The following is a 14,973-nucleotide window of genomic DNA, read 5'->3' as shown; positions in this document are numbered from 1 at the left end:
GAGGTCCTGGTGGCGGCTATTTACTAGGGCGAGAAGCCGATGTTATTTCTGTTGGTGATATTATTACCGCAGTTGACGAGTCGGTTGATGCAACACGTTGCCAAGGTGCCAATACTGGCTGCCAAAGCGGTATGCGCTGTTTAACCCATAATTTGTGGTCAGATTTAAGCACACGCATAGAAGAATTTTTGAATAATATTACCCTTGCTGAATTGGTGGAAAAATCAGATGTGAAAGAAATCGCATCACGCCAAGATAACAGTATCAATAATGCAATTAAGCAGTTGGAAAACATTCAAGTAAGCTGTCAACTTTAAGGTTGACCTGCAGCGGAGAGAGAAATGAAGTTACCGATTTATTTAGATTACGCAGCAACCACGCCTGTTGATGAGCGTGTTGCTAAAGAAATGATGCAATGCCTCACAATGGACGGTAAATTTGGTAACCCTGCATCACGTTCACACCGTTTTGGTTGGCAAGCAGAAGAAGCCGTTGACCAAGCACGTACAGATATTGCTGATTTAGTAAATGCAGATCCACGTGAAATTGTTTTCACTTCGGGTGCAACTGAATCAAACAACCTTGCTATTAAAGGTGCAGCACAGTTTTACAAAAAGAAAGGTAAGCACATTATTACCGCTAAAACTGAGCACAAAGCAGTAATCGACACATGTCGCGAATTAGAACGTCAAGGTTTTGAAGTAACCTACATGGACGTTGAAGAAAACGGCCTTCTTGATCTGCAAAAGCTAGCAGACACAATGCGTGATGACACAGTACTTGTCAGTATCATGCACGTGAATAACGAGCTAGGTGTAATTCAAGACATCGCGACTATTGGCGAAATGTGTCGTGAACGTAAAATTATGTTCCATGTAGATGCAGCGCAAAGCGCGGGTAAAGTGCTAATTGACGTACAACAACTTAAAGTTGATTTTATGTCGTTCTCTGCGCATAAAGCGTATGGTCCTAAAGGTGTTGGTGCGCTTTACGTTCGTCGTAAACCACGCGCTCGATTAGAAGCGCAAATGCACGGTGGCGGTCATGAGCGTGGTATGCGTTCTGGCACACTTGCAACGCACCAGTTGGTGGGCATGGGGACTGCATTTAGAATCGCAAAAGAAGATTTTGAAAAAGATTTTGCACACATCAGCGCATTACGTAAACGCCTAATTGACGGCATTATGGCTGATATGGACGAAGTGTACTTTAACGGCACACAAGACCAGTCAGTACCGGGTATTGTAAACATCAGCTTTAACTTTGTTGAAGGTGAATCGTTACTTATGGCAGTAAAAGACATTGCGGTATCGTCAGGTTCAGCCTGTACATCTGCAAGCTTAGAGCCTTCTTATGTTTTACGTGCACTTGGCCGTAACGACGAATTAGCACACAGCTCAATTCGTTTCAGTATTGGTCGTTTTACTACCGAAGAAGAGATTGATTACACCGTTGAATTAATGAAAAACTCTATCGGTCGCCTTCGCGAAATGTCTCCACTTTGGGAGATGCATCAAGAAGGCATTGATTTAGATTCAGTTGAATGGGCTCACCACTAATAATTAGTGATGTAAGCACATACCCTAGCAGGTAATGAGGATAGAATTATGGCGTACAGTGATAAAGTAATCGACCACGTAGAAAACCCACGTAACGTAGGTGCTCTAGACAAAAACGATCCGTCAGTGGCAACGGGTATGGTAGGCGCACCAGCATGTGGTGACGTAATGAAATTGCAAATTAAAGTATCGTCTGAAGGCGTTATTGAAGATGCGAAATTCAAAACCTATGGTTGTGGTAGCGCAATTGCTTCTTCTTCACTTGTAACAGAGTGGGTTAAAGGTAAAACACTCGACGAAGCAGCAACAATCAAAAACACTGATATCAGTGCTGAGCTAGAATTACCACCAGTGAAAATTCACTGTTCAATTTTAGCCGAAGATGCAATTCAAGCAGCAATTGCAGACTACAAAAGCAAACAAGCGAAGTAAGAAGAGAAACTCATGGCAGTGACATTGACAGATGCGGCAGCAAACCGCGTACAATCATTTTTAGCAAACCGCGGCAAAGGGTTAGGTCTGCGCGTTGGCATTAAAACGACGGGCTGTTCAGGTCTTGCTTATGTACTTGAGTTTGTTGACGAGTTAAACGAAGACGATGAAACGTTTGCAGCTAAAGGCGTTACTTTAATAGTTGACGCAAAAAGCTTAGTTTACATTGACGGCACAGAGCTCGACTACACTAAAGAAGGTTTAAATGAAGGGTTTAAATTTAATAACCCTAATCAAGCTGATGAGTGTGGTTGTGGCGAAAGTTTTACCGTTTAATTGCTACGTGTAATTGTATTTTGAAGCCCTGCAACTGTAGGGCTTTGTTATTTCTGAATATTACTGGTTGAAGCTATGCGTTACTTTGAATTATTTGCAGTGCCCGTTGATTATAATATTGATTTAGCAACGATTAATAAAAATTACCTAGAATTACAGCGTGCTGTTCACCCCGACCGCCATGCCAATGCAAGCAGCCGTGATAAGTTAATGTCGGTGCAAAGTGCTGCTGAAATTAACGATGCCTTGCAAACACTTAAGCACCCCGTTAAACGTGCTGAGTATATGTTAAGCGAGCTAGGGGTTGATATTCGCGCTGAGCAACAAACGCTGCAAGATCCTATGTTTTTAATGCAGCAAATGGAATTGCGCGAAGAGCTCGAAGAGCTTGCATCTGCAAGCGACCCAGATGCGGCCATTGCTAATTTTGAAAAACAAATAAAACAACTTAACGAGCAATACAGTGCACAGCTTGCAGAGCAGTTAGCAAGTAACGACGAGCAACAGTATCAATTGGCGGCTGATAATATTCGTAAACTGAAGTTTGTTTATAAATTACGTGACGAACTAGAACGCATTGAAGACAGTTTATTTGACGATTAATTACTTGCTGCAAAGCGAGCAAAACGAGTTTAAAGAGCATTATGGCATTATTGCAAATTGCTGAGCCGGGGCAGAGCGCGGCACCACACGAACATAAACTAGCCATAGGTATTGACCTTGGCACGACTAATTCATTAGTGGCTACCGTGCAAAGCGGCGAAGCGCGCACCTTAACGGATGAGTTAGGGGCTGCGATGCTACCGTCGGTTGTTCGTTACCAAGCCGGTGGTATTACTGTGGGTTCAGATGCAGCTCAAGCTGCAACACAAGACCCTGCTAATACGCTTATTTCGGTAAAGCGTTTTTTAGGTAAAACACAAGCTGAAATAGAGCAAAGCTACGGCCAACTACCGTATCAATTTTGTGAAGATAATGGCTCGCTTGCAATTCAAACAGAGGCCGGAAAAATTAGCCCGGTTAAAGCGTCAAGCCACATCTTAGCGGCGTTAAAAGCGCGTGCAGAACAAAGTTTTGGTAATCAAGAAATTTTAGGGGCTGTTATTACCGTTCCTGCGTATTTTGATGATGCTCAGCGTCAAAGTACCAAAGATGCAGCAGAACTTGCTGGTATTAACGTATTGCGTTTGTTAAATGAGCCAACCGCGGCGGCTGTTGCCTATGGCTTAGACTCGGGCCAAGAAGGGATCATTGCAGTTTACGACTTAGGCGGTGGTACATTTGATATTTCTGTTCTTCGTTTACACCGGGGTGTTTTTGAAGTAATGGCAACGGGCGGCGATTCAAGCTTAGGGGGGGACGACTTTGATTCACTACTGGTTGATTACTTTAAGCAGCAAACGGGTGTGTCGGCGTTATCACCTTCGGTTTTACGTTTATTTATTAATAAAGCAAAAGCCTGTAAAGAAGCGTTAAGTCAGTACGCAAAAGTAAATGTAGGGCTTGAGTTTGACGGACAAAACCACACGGTAGAAGTAACGCGCGAAACATTTGACGAAATGGCGATGCCGCTGGTTAAAAAAACGCTGCGTTCGTGTCGCCGTGCTGTAAAAGATGCTGGCATTGAGAACGAAGAAGTTTTACAAGTTATTATGGTCGGCGGTTCAACGCGTATGCCACTGGTACGTAGCCAAGTACATAGCTTCTTTGATAAAGAACCGCTCACTTCAATTGACCCAGATCGGGTTGTTGCATTGGGTGCTGCGCTTCAAGCCGATGTGCTCATTGGCAATAAGCCAGACTCAGACATGTTATTGCTAGATGTACTGCCACTGTCGCTTGGACTTGAAACCATGGGCGGTTTGGTTGAAAAAATTATTCCGCGTAACACCACCATTCCGGTAGCGCGCGCTCAAGAATTTACAACGTTTAAAGATGGTCAAACGGCGATGTCTTTGCATGTATTACAAGGTGAGCGTGAGCTGGTTGACGATTGTCGTTCACTTGCTAAATTTAGCTTAAAAGGTATTCCACCAATGGCAGCCGGTGCTGCACATATCAGAGTAACCTTTAAAGTTGATGCTGATGGCTTACTAAGTGTTTCAGCTATGGAAAAATCAACGGGTGTGCAAGCTGAAATTCAGGTTAAACCGTCGTTTGGTTTATCTGATGATCAGGTAGCTAACATGTTAAAAGAGTCGATGAGCAACGCAAAAGACGACATGCAAGCGCGTATGCTTAAAGAGCAACAAGTTGAAGCCCTTCGTGTTATTGAAGCACTAAATGCTTCGTTAGATGCCGATGGCGCATTACTTGACGACATACAACTAACAAATTTAAAAGCTGAAATTGCAGAGCTGGTAAAAGTGCGCGAAAATGCACAGCAACCTAGCGAAATTAAAGCGGCTATCGAAAAAGTAGATAATGCCAGTAGTGAATTTGCATCGCGCAGAATGGATGCATCAATTAAAAAAGCCCTAACGGGTCAGTCAGTAGACAACATTTAAGAGAGATTAGAATGCCACAAATTGTTTTTCTTCCACATCCTGAATTGTGTCCTGACGGCGCTGCAATTGAAGCTCCTGAGGGTCAAACTGTACTCGACGCGGCGCTTAAAAATGGCATAAGCATTCCACACGCATGTGAAAAGTCGTGTGCGTGTACTACGTGTCATTTAGTTATTCGTGAAGGGTTTGATTCACTTGACGAAAGTGACGACCTAGAAGACGACATGCTAGACAAAGCGTGGGGCTTAGAGCCTGAGTCGCGTCTTGGTTGCCAAGCAATTATTAGAGATGAGGACTTAGTAGTTGAAATACCTAAGTACAATCTCAATATCGTTAATGAAGAGCACTAGTTTTTAATTAACGACTATTATATTAAAAGCCGCTGTTTAATACAGCGGCTTTTTTGTTTGTAAATTGCAGGCGTGACGAGTAAAGCTCGTATGTTATTTTGTAGACGTAAAGAGTTAGCCTTGGCTCTATGCCACGCATTAAAAGCTAACACCTTAAAACGTAATTTTGGAGGTTTATTTTGAGTAATCTAATTTTTTGTGACTCGTTTATTAATGGTGAATTTTATGAAACTAACCAACGCTTTAGCGTTAACGATCCCGCTACCGAAAAAAGTATTGTTGAAGTAAGTGATATAGACGAGCAAGGTGTAAATAGCGCAATAACAGCCGCACAGGGCGCTTTTGTAAAATTAAAAACGACTAATGCCACTGAGCGCAGTGAAACGCTCATGCGCTGGTACGAATTGGTAATAAAGCACAAGCAAATATTAGCTGAACTAATGACCAAAGAGCAAGGTAAGCCGCTTAAAGAGTCGCTGGGCGAAATAGATTACGGTGCAGGGTTTATAAAATGGTTTGCAGAAGAAGCTAAGCGAAGTTATGGCGATGTGATCCCACCTACCGACAATAACCACCGTTTAACCAGTTTTAAGCAACCTATAGGCGTTGTAGCAGGCATTACACCTTGGAACTTTCCTGTTGCAATGGTGACACGTAAAGTAGCGCCTGCTTATGCTGCAGGCTGTAGTTTTTTATTAAAGCCTTCTGAGCATACGCCGCTATGCGCGATTGCATTAGCATACCTAGCCGACCAAGCTGGCTTTGTTAAAGGGGCATTTAATGTACTTGTATCGCAAGACGCTAAAACAGTAGGTAAAATACTCACCGACTCACACATTGTCCGCAAGTTTACTTTTACCGGCTCTACAGGTGTTGGTAGCCAATTACTTAAGCAATGTGCCGACACGGTTAAGCGTACCTCAATGGAGTTAGGTGGCAATGCGCCGTTTATCATTTTTGATAATGCGGATCTTGATGATGCGATTGAGGGTCTTATGGCGGCTAAATTTAGAAACAGCGGCCAAGCGTGCGTTGCTGCAAACCGTATTTTTATTCAACGTAGCGTTATTGATAAAGTATTGTCGAAAATTACACCTAAGGTTGCGGCACTCAAAGTAGCCAATGGCTTTGAAGAAAATGTGGATATTGGGCCGCTAATTTACCCAAAAGCTAAGCAAAAAGTACAAGATTTAATTCAGGACGCGCTAAATAAAGGCGCTAGCTTAATTGGCGATAACAGCGATTTAGGGGGGAGCTTTCAAAAACCGCTTATTATTACTAACGTTAATACCTCCATGGACATATACCACGAAGAAGTATTTGGCCCTGTATTAACAGTAATACCCTTTGACGAAGAGGCAGAGGTACTTGCGCTTGCTAACGACGTACCCTATGGCTTAGCCGCCTATTTTTATAGCCAAAGTTTAAAACAAGTTTACCGTATCAGTGAAGGACTTGAATTTGGCATGATAGGCGTAAATGAAGGGGTTATATCAAACCCAGTTGCTCCGTTTGGTGGGGTAAAACAGTCTGGCTTAGGGCGTGAAGGGGGGCATCAAGGGCTAGATGAATACCTAGAAGAAAAGTACGTATGTATTAAAATTTAATCGCATGTCGCGATATAACACTCATGTTCATGGAGTGCGTTAACGTTTTTTTATTACAAAAATATGGCGAAACTATGAACTTTTCTTTTTGCTATTGATACAGCAAGGACTAAGTGCTACCTTTGCCACATATTTTTTGTTAATAAAACAACACTAAAAACCAAATAAAAAGTAAAAGGATTTCTATAAGTAGAAATAACCCCGTGTGTAAATGCCACCGTAAGGTGGCATTTTTTTGTTTAGTATTACCCATTTAACAGTCGTTAATTTTAGTGGGGCATTAACGGATTGGTTTATATCCAGGTAAGTTATTCAGATCTACGTCATCAAGTTGTTCAGGATTTGCATACTCACTAATGTAATTTTTGTACACGCCTGATTCGATAAATACAGCAAAAATATCAGGATCTAGGTGGTTTTTCTCAACCATAGTACCGAGTATAAATAAGCACTCGCTCACTGGCTTAGCTTTTTTATAAGGTCTATCTACCGCTGAAAGTGCTTCAAATATATCGGTAATTGCCATTAATCGTGCAGGCACCGACATTTGCTCTTTAGTGAGACCTCTTGGGTAACCCGTTCCATCAAGTTTTTCGTGGTGCCCCAATGCATACTCAGATACTTTACTTAAGTGTTTAGGGAACGGCAGGGCATCTAAAATATTTTTGGTTACATCCATATGACGCTTCATGACATCATGCTCGCCAGCGGTAAGCGTACCTCTTCGTATTGACAGGTTTTCAACCTCATCATCGTTAAGTAATGGTGTACTTTTGTCATTAATCACTAAGTGGTAGTGTTTTGCAATACGTTCTATTTGGGCAAGTTCTTTATCACCTAAAAATTCCCCACCCACATTAATGCGCTGTAATAAGGCGCGATCAAGTGCAACTTGTTTAAGCTCGGTATCGAGTAGCCGTTCTAGTTGCTTCACCTCTACGGGCTTGTTATTTTTCATTGCTGAGATGATTTGTTCTTGATAAGCAATTTTTAGATCTCGGCTAATAATTTCAAACTTAGCGTCTATGTAGTTAATACGATCAAAAATAGTTTCTAATTTAGTCGCTTTTTCCATGATGTGATCGGGGGTGGCGATTTTTCCACAGTCATGTAACCAGCCTGCGATGTCGAGTTGGTGTCGGTCTGAGTCACTTATAGAAAATGACGCTAATGGACCCTTGCTCATTTCATTCACTGCATCGGCCAGCATTAGCGTTAATGCTGGTACACGCTTACAGTGCCCACCGGTATGAGGAGACTTTTCGTCTATGGCCATTGCAATGGTTTCAGCAAAAGTAGAAAACAACTCTTCCATCTCTTTAATCAGCGATGAGTTAGTTAATGCAATAGCCCCTAATGAAGCAAACGAGCGTATTAGCGTCACTAACTCTTCGCTAAACGGAATGATATTATTTTTTTCATCTTTCACGTTTATTAACTGAATAACCCCTAAAATATCATCTTGGTGATCTTTTAAAGGAATAGTCAGCATTGATTGCGTACGGTAACCCGTGCGTGCGTCCATTTCACGCGCGGCGCTCATGTCAAAAGGCAGTGCTGCGTAAACATCAGGAATATTAATTACTTTTCCTGAGTTAACGGCATGGGCAACTATTGCTCTTTGGTTTGGTTTACCATCGATATACAAATTAATATTAGGAAAGCTAACAAAACGATCTGAACCACCACCTAAGTATAAGTTAAGTGACTTGTTGATCACGGTTTCAAACTTAAGCTGATCTTCTTCTGTAATCGAATAAATACTGCCGGCATCTGAATTAGCGATAGACATCACAACTTGTAAAATTTCGTCCAACAGCAGTTGTGGCTCTTTTTCGGTAGTAAGACGAATACTAATATCGATAAAGTGCTGAAGGTTTGTTCTGTCTTTAATGTGCTGTGGCATATTTTTGCTACTTTTTTGTATGTATGAAGGCACCATTCCAATCCTTAGCGAGTGTTTGTATATCTGTACTTTGTATTCGTTCAATATAAATACGGTAAACGTCTGCGTTTAATACAGCGTTACTTTCTAATTGCTTAAATAAGCTAAGCGCACTTTCCCATTCTTTATTATGAAAAAGCGTGATGGCTTTTAGCGAGTTATCTATTTCGTTAAGCTGTATTTTGCTTAGTTTATTCGTATAATTTATGGGTTCATATAGTGCAATTGAAGTTGTTTTCCCCACCACCTGTACTTTATCAATGAGCCTAAAAGAGATCCCCGAGCATGCCTGCATTGTATCTTCGGTAACCAGAATAGCGACACCATAAAACTTGGTCAAGCTTTCGACTCTTGCCCCTAAGTTAACTGCATCCCCTAATACGGTATACGCTTTACGGTACATTGACCCCATGTCACCCACATTCATATCACCAGAGCTTAAGCCAACCCCAATACTAATTGCTGGAAGGTTTTGCTTTGCAAACTGTGAGTTAATTTCCGCTAGGCCATCAGTCATTGCTAGAGCCGCTTCTACCCCGTGTTGGGCGTGGTCTTTATCTATTAATGGGGCATTCCAAAATGCCATCACCATATCGCCAACGTATTTGTCTATTGTGCCAGTGTTATCGAATATTATTTTGGTAATAGCGCTTAAGTATTGATTTAAATATTCACTTAATTGGTGAGCCGACATGCTTTCAGAGAGTGACGTAAAACCTCTTATATCGGCAAATAAAACAGTCATGTTTCTGCGTTCACTATTTTGAACTAAATTACCGCTTTGTTCTATAAGCTGGTTTATACGCTCGGGTGGCACGTATTGGTCAAACATCGTTTTTATTTTTTTGCTGTGTTTCATTTCAGCAATAGAGCCAATAATAATGTAATAGCTGGCTAAAAGAGTGGTTAGTAATAAGGTCATAAATAAAGGAAGGCTGACTTTTTGTACCGACCACAAATAAAAATTTATAGCGACATTAACGCTTGCAACAATAATTGAGAGTGCCAAAATAAAGCGTGCGGTTTTACCAATGCTAAAAAACGACAGGGCAAGGCCAGTAATAATAATAATGACCAAACTGGCGCCAAGTGACCAACTCGGTTTTGAAGGAAGTAGCTGTGGGTTCATTAGTCCTTCAAATATATTGGCATGCACTTCAACTCCCGGGTATTGCAAGCCTACTGGTGTAGCGCGTAAGTCAGCCAACCCTACTGCGGAGGTGCCAATAAACGCGACGCTGCCTTCTAGCTCTTTCAAACCAACTTTCTGGGTTAGCACATCGGTTGCTGAGTAATATGCAAAGCTGCGAGCACCGCCTTTATAAGGAATAAGGATTTGTCCGTATTCATCGGTTTGAATCCATTTATTGTGAAACTTAATGCCTTCAAACAGGGTAATGCCATTTGATGTATTTGAACGTGTTTCTATTGTTTTGGCTAATGTATATAAACGGGCGGCTTCAAGCGCTAAAGAAGGGTAAAGGGTGTTACCTACACGGTTAACCAATGCTGCTTTTCTTATAAAGCCATCTTCATCACTATGTGCATTAATAAAGCCATGGCCAGCAGCAACATTTTGTAATTTAGCAATATTTATAATAGCGCCAGGGTAGTCATTAATTTGCGAGTTTGTGTGTTCATCTTCTTGCCAAATTACGCTGCTTTTAGCTGGCGCATTATGATCACTTAATTCATCGTTAATTAATAAAAACCCCAAGGTAATATCATTTTTTGCCAGCGCTTTAGCTAATTTTGTATCGGCGTCTACTTGTTGTTTTATTGTCGAGAGCGGGGTCGCATATTTTGCCGAAAAGCCAGGAAGTTCATCCATGATTTTAGTGACCGGGTTTACTTCGGGCTCCGAAAAAAATATATCGAAGGCAATAACAATGACACCAGCGTCAGTCAATTTAGTGACAAGATCAGCCACTTTTGAACGGCTCCAAGGGAAACGCCCTTGTTCTTGCATGCTTTTTTCATCAATGTCGATAATAACTACAGATTCATTTACTTTTCTTGGTGTGTCTGTGAGGGTTAGCTGTAAGCGTGAATCGTAAATAATCCCCTCAACTCGGTTAAGAAGTTTAGCTACCGCACCTGTTGAAAAAAATTCGATAGATGCTACGAATAATGTGATCAATACACCAATATGAAAATGCTTTGATGTTATTTTTTTTAATAGGCTAATGCTCAAAGCTCCTAGGGCATTTAAAATTCAAAAACGCGCCCCTCTCGACCACATTCAATACATACATCGTTGCCGTAGCTGGTTTGTAAGTAGCTTTCTATTTCGCTTAATTGCTCATCGGTTCTTGCAGGGTCATGACTGATTATCACCATGTTTTTAACTTTTGCGTTTATTGCAAGCTGTGCAACTTGGTCAATAGTGCTATGGCCCCAACCATGTTTTAATGGTAAGTCCGCATCAATAAGCTGAGCGTCATGTATTAGTAGGTCTGCTCCTTCAATAAATGCAGTCCACTCGCTAATACTTGTGGTAGTTTGCAAAGGTGGGTTAAGTTCGTTATCGGTTACATATGCTACCTTAGCGCCATCAGCAAATAAGCAATAAGCAGTTCCGCCACCCGGATGATTTAGCGGGGCGGTGGATACAGAAAAACCATTAAGGTTAAATTGCGTCTGCGCCGTAAGCTCTGTATTGAGCGTAATATTTGAAGGTAAATCTTGATGGCGTACAGGAAAATAAGAGCCACTCATTTGTTCTAAAATAGCGCATTGAGTGTTTTTATCGTCAACATCACCTGCAACAATAGTTATATCGCGATGTGGTTGATATATCGGTTTAAAAAAAGGAAAGCCCTGAATATGATCCCAATGATTATGAGTGAGCAAAATACAGATTGGGCTTTGTTGTTCGAGTAATCTCTCTCCAAGTTTTGCTATACCGGTACCCGAATCTAATATCAGCGCATTGCCATTATTTTGTGTTACATAGGTGCAAGATGTGTTGCCACCAAATCGATGTGTATCGCTACCAGGTGTTGGCATTGAGCCCCTAACCCCAAATAATTCGACTTTCATTTATGGCTCAACTCCATCGGGATAAAAATCAAATTTAGATACACTCACATCATTAGAGTTACCATTATCGCAAATGCTACTTACAACCACCTGAGTATCGCTTTGTAAAATAACGGAGCTAAATGTGAGTGAGTTTGTACACAGGTTGGTTTGATAGTAACCAACGCCACCAGTCCCAAATACACTATCAAGTTCACCATTTACAGTTATACGTGCAATGACGCCTTGGTTGTTACCAACGCCTACAAATACAAGTTTATTAGTGGTATCAAGCTTGGCATCTTTAATTAAAGTATTGCCGGTTGCAGCTAAACTGTATTGGCCAACGCCATTTTCAGCGAAGCTTGTATCTAGCGTACCTGAAGAAAGCAAGCGAACAACATTCGCTTTATCAGGTGTACCAACTAGATTTGCAACTAAATAGATAGCGCCTGATGAGTCGGTCAGTATGCTGGCTACTTTATTATTAATGTTAGGCGTATCGATGCCTGAGTATCTAAATAACTCATTGCCGGTTAAGTTAAGTTTGAGCGCAACTAATGCTGAGTCAGCACCTATTACTAATTTACCAGCAATAAAAATTTCATCGTTATTAATGTGAACTTTAGAAAAATACTCATCGTTTAGCCCTAATAAAACGCCTTCAGTGCCAAAGTTTGTAGCAAGTAATCCTTGAGCCGTAAGCATCATTGCAAATGACTGTGTATTTGCAGATTGCGTTGCAGTACCAACTGCAACAATATTGTTGCTATTGGTTATTGCTAAATCTGATAATGTAAGTGCTTCGGTATTTTCAATATTAGTTATATAAATGCCGTCGCTGGCAAATGCTGTATCAAGAGAGCCGTTTTGGTCTACTTTGGCTACAAAGCCTTGCGAGCCATTGGTGGTTTTTTTAGTACCAGCAAGTAATAAGTTGCCATTGTTTAATTCAGCTAACGCAACGTGTTGTGAGTTTAACTCAATGGCAATTTCTTTATGGCCCGTTTCACTAAAGCCTGTGTCAATTGCTCCTGTGCTGGTAAAACGTGTTAATACCAATTTTATTACACCGTTAGTTTCGGCTGTTGAGGCAAGCATATATTTACCTGCTTGAGCGCCATTACTAAGTTGTATCAGTTTTATTGATTGATCGTTTGATGCTTCGGTTATTTCATCAAGTGTTAAATAACCTGTGCTATTGAAATTAGTAAATAATGCGGCCTGATCGGTTAAAGCTCCAATAAATGGTTTAGCGTTGGTGTCGTCATTAATGCCAGCTACCCACAAGGTATCGTTAGAGTCGATAGATGCTGTATTTATAACTTGCTTAGCATCTAAATCAGCCAGAATGTTAATTCCAGATTCACCGTAATTATCATCAAGTGCACCTGTTGAGCTTATTACACGTGCTGTGAATATTTGCTCTGAAATAGGTACGCCTGTTGTGCCCGAGAGCATTATTTCATTTTTAATCGGTTCGTACTGAATACCAGTTATTTGAGCGCCGCCATTACCTGCACCGCTGTTGCCATCAATGTTATAAATTGCAATTCCGTCGGTATCAAAACTAGTTACTAGCTCGCCATTTTTATCAATGGCTAACACAACCGCATCTTTTTCGCCTGAATTTCTTGTTACATAACCACCTGCAAAAGCAGTAAAATTAGAATCAGCTAAACCACCAATGGCAAATAACTCATCGTCTTTGTTGTTACCTGGCTGGCCTAAGTCGCTTGATAAGTTAATGATAAGCGGATCGCCCCCATTAAAACTACCGTCGTTATCTCCATTTGCTTTTAAATAACGTATTAGCGAGTTTTTAGTGCCATCAGCATCGGTAACGCTACCCACAACTAAATAGTCTGAGTTTTCAAAGTTTTTAACTGCGTAGCCTTCATCATCACGATTAGCGCCACTTACATCAACAATTGCGGGGGTAGAGTTTTCAAATGACAAGTCGTCGGTTTTATAATGTACCCACAGGCTATCGGTTTGAGTACCATCAAAGTGTTTGCCTACAGCAAGTAATTTATTACCGTCAATTTCAAGGTCATTAATAAAGGTGGTACTGTTTAGCGTTGTACATTGTATGCCGGTACTATTTTCCCCGTCATCATCATCGTCATCATCTGAGCCGGTTCTTAATGTCCCTGCAAGATCCATTTTAAGTACACACGCTTCATTATTACTGCCATCAAAACTGGAATAGGCAATAAATAAATCGGTGCCATCGGAAATAATGGCGGTGGCTTCTTCATCTTGCTCTAAATCAAGTGTTTTGGTGCCTGTGCTATTAAACGCGGTATTTGCATCGCCGTTATTTGTGTACGAAACAACAAAAATGTCTTTATCAGCATTATTGGTAAAGCCCACAAAATATAGGTTGTTATTAAGCGCTAAGCTGTCGTTAAATTGCCCGCTTGAAAATACACTACCTAAATCGAGCGGCCCTGAAACAGGGCGACCAAATGATGCATCTTCAACAGGGATTAGCGGCTCGGTAACATCAAGGATATTAACCGTGATATTAACTGTTGTGGTTTCATTAGGAGTGCCGTTATCTGTTACTTGAATATTTAATATATATTGAGTTTTTGTTTCATAGTCAAAAGGGGTTTCGCCATTCACGCTTAAAATGCCAGATGATGCATTTAAGTTAAATAAAGCAAAATCACCGCCGGCTAGTGCATAGGTTAAATCTTGATTTTCAATATCAGTGGCAACGATGGTTCCAATTGTGTCGGAATCAGTTGCATCTTCATTAATACTAAAGCTTTGTTCAGCTACCGCTGGTGCATCGTTTACTGGGTTGACGGTAATCGCTAATGTGCTGCTAGCCGTGCCAGCATTGTTATCACTTATGGTGTAAGTCACAGTTGCTACACCATTTGCATTAGCCGCTGGCGTGTACTGAATTTGGTTATTTACAATAGTTGCCGTGCCTATATCGGCAGTGACGTTACTGATCACTAGGCTATCACTATCAACGTCTGAATCGTTTGCCAGTACATCAGTAGTAATGGGTGCAGCGTCTTCATCCATGGTTGCAGTATCGGCGGTAGCTACGGGTACATCGTTTATCGGGGCAACTGTAATGGCTAATGTGCTGCTAGCCGTGCCACCATTATTATCACTTGCAGTGTAAGTCACTGTTGCCACGCCGTTTGCATTAGCAGCAGGCGTGTACTGAATTTGGTTGTTTATAATAGTTGC

12 protein-coding genes are annotated in these 14,973 nt (G+C 41.2%); 8 read left to right on the top strand and 4 right to left on the bottom strand.

Translation table 11 applies throughout. The features are described from left to right. The 8 genes from ATS71_RS19005 to ATS71_RS09690 form a co-directional block, all read left to right on the top strand. The coding region (locus tag ATS71_RS19005; RefSeq protein ID WP_235591462.1) for an Rrf2 family transcriptional regulator at positions 1-317 on the top strand (317 nt) is incomplete at its 5' end. 24 nt (positions 318-341) lie between these two features. Next, positions 342-1,559 carry an IscS subfamily cysteine desulfurase gene (locus ATS71_RS09720; RefSeq protein ID WP_010555567.1) on the top strand — a complete coding sequence of 406 codons (1,218 nt, stop codon included), beginning with the start codon at positions 342-344 and terminating at the stop codon, positions 1,557-1,559. A gap of 48 nt (positions 1,560-1,607) precedes the next feature. After that, positions 1,608-1,991: a Fe-S cluster assembly scaffold IscU gene (gene iscU, locus ATS71_RS09715; protein WP_008131649.1), complete on the top strand. Its 384-nt coding sequence runs from the start codon at positions 1,608-1,610 to the stop codon at positions 1,989-1,991. 12 nt (positions 1,992-2,003) lie between these two features. Continuing rightward, a complete protein-coding gene (gene iscA, locus ATS71_RS09710; protein WP_006791976.1) occupies positions 2,004-2,327 on the top strand; it encodes an iron-sulfur cluster assembly protein IscA in 324 nt (107 codons plus the stop codon). 75 nt (positions 2,328-2,402) lie between these two features. After that, entirely contained in the window at positions 2,403-2,930 is a 528-nt protein-coding gene (gene hscB, locus ATS71_RS09705) for a co-chaperone HscB (RefSeq protein WP_058404651.1), read from the top strand. A 41-nt stretch (positions 2,931-2,971) separates the two neighbouring features. Next, positions 2,972-4,834 (top strand): Fe-S protein assembly chaperone HscA, encoded by a 1,863-nt coding sequence (gene hscA, locus ATS71_RS09700; RefSeq protein WP_058404650.1) that lies wholly within the window; start codon positions 2,972-2,974, stop codon positions 4,832-4,834. Positions 4,835-4,845: 11 nt separating this feature from the next. Beyond that, positions 4,846-5,184 carry an ISC system 2Fe-2S type ferredoxin gene (fdx, locus tag ATS71_RS09695; protein ID WP_006791979.1) on the top strand — a complete coding sequence of 113 codons (339 nt, stop codon included), beginning with the start codon at positions 4,846-4,848 and terminating at the stop codon, positions 5,182-5,184. Between the two features lie 179 nt (positions 5,185-5,363). Next, on the top strand, positions 5,364-6,791 hold the full coding sequence (locus tag ATS71_RS09690; protein WP_058404649.1) for an NAD-dependent succinate-semialdehyde dehydrogenase: 1,428 nt from the start codon (positions 5,364-5,366) through the stop codon (positions 6,789-6,791). Positions 6,792-7,071: 280 nt separating this feature from the next. On the opposite strand, the gene ATS71_RS09685 is transcribed toward ATS71_RS09690, so the two are convergent. From ATS71_RS09685 to ATS71_RS09670, 4 genes are all read right to left on the bottom strand, one after another. Continuing rightward, positions 7,072-8,733: an HD family phosphohydrolase gene (locus ATS71_RS09685; protein ID WP_058404648.1), complete on the bottom strand. Its 1,662-nt coding sequence runs from the start codon at positions 8,731-8,733 to the stop codon at positions 7,072-7,074. Then, positions 8,705-10,930: a CHASE2 domain-containing protein gene (locus ATS71_RS09680; protein ID WP_082653616.1), complete on the bottom strand. Its 2,226-nt coding sequence runs from the start codon at positions 10,928-10,930 to the stop codon at positions 8,705-8,707. Before ATS71_RS09680 ends, ATS71_RS09685 begins: the two co-directional genes overlap by 29 nt. Before the next feature lie 14 nt (positions 10,931-10,944). Next, the gene (locus ATS71_RS09675) at positions 10,945-11,778 is read right to left on the bottom strand and encodes an MBL fold metallo-hydrolase (protein WP_082653615.1); all 834 of its coding nucleotides are present in this window, start codon (positions 11,776-11,778) and stop codon (positions 10,945-10,947) included. Beyond that, positions 11,779-14,973: tandem-95 repeat protein (locus ATS71_RS09670; RefSeq protein ID WP_152995673.1), on the bottom strand; the 3,195-nt coding region annotated here is incomplete at its 5' end.

Origin of the sequence: Pseudoalteromonas sp. H71 (genome assembly GCF_001468485.1) — a bacterium.
Taxonomy (GTDB): domain Bacteria; phylum Pseudomonadota; class Gammaproteobacteria; order Enterobacterales; family Alteromonadaceae; genus Pseudoalteromonas.
The sequence above is the reverse complement of the archived record's forward strand: the minus strand, read 5'-3'. Positions and strand labels throughout refer to the sequence as shown.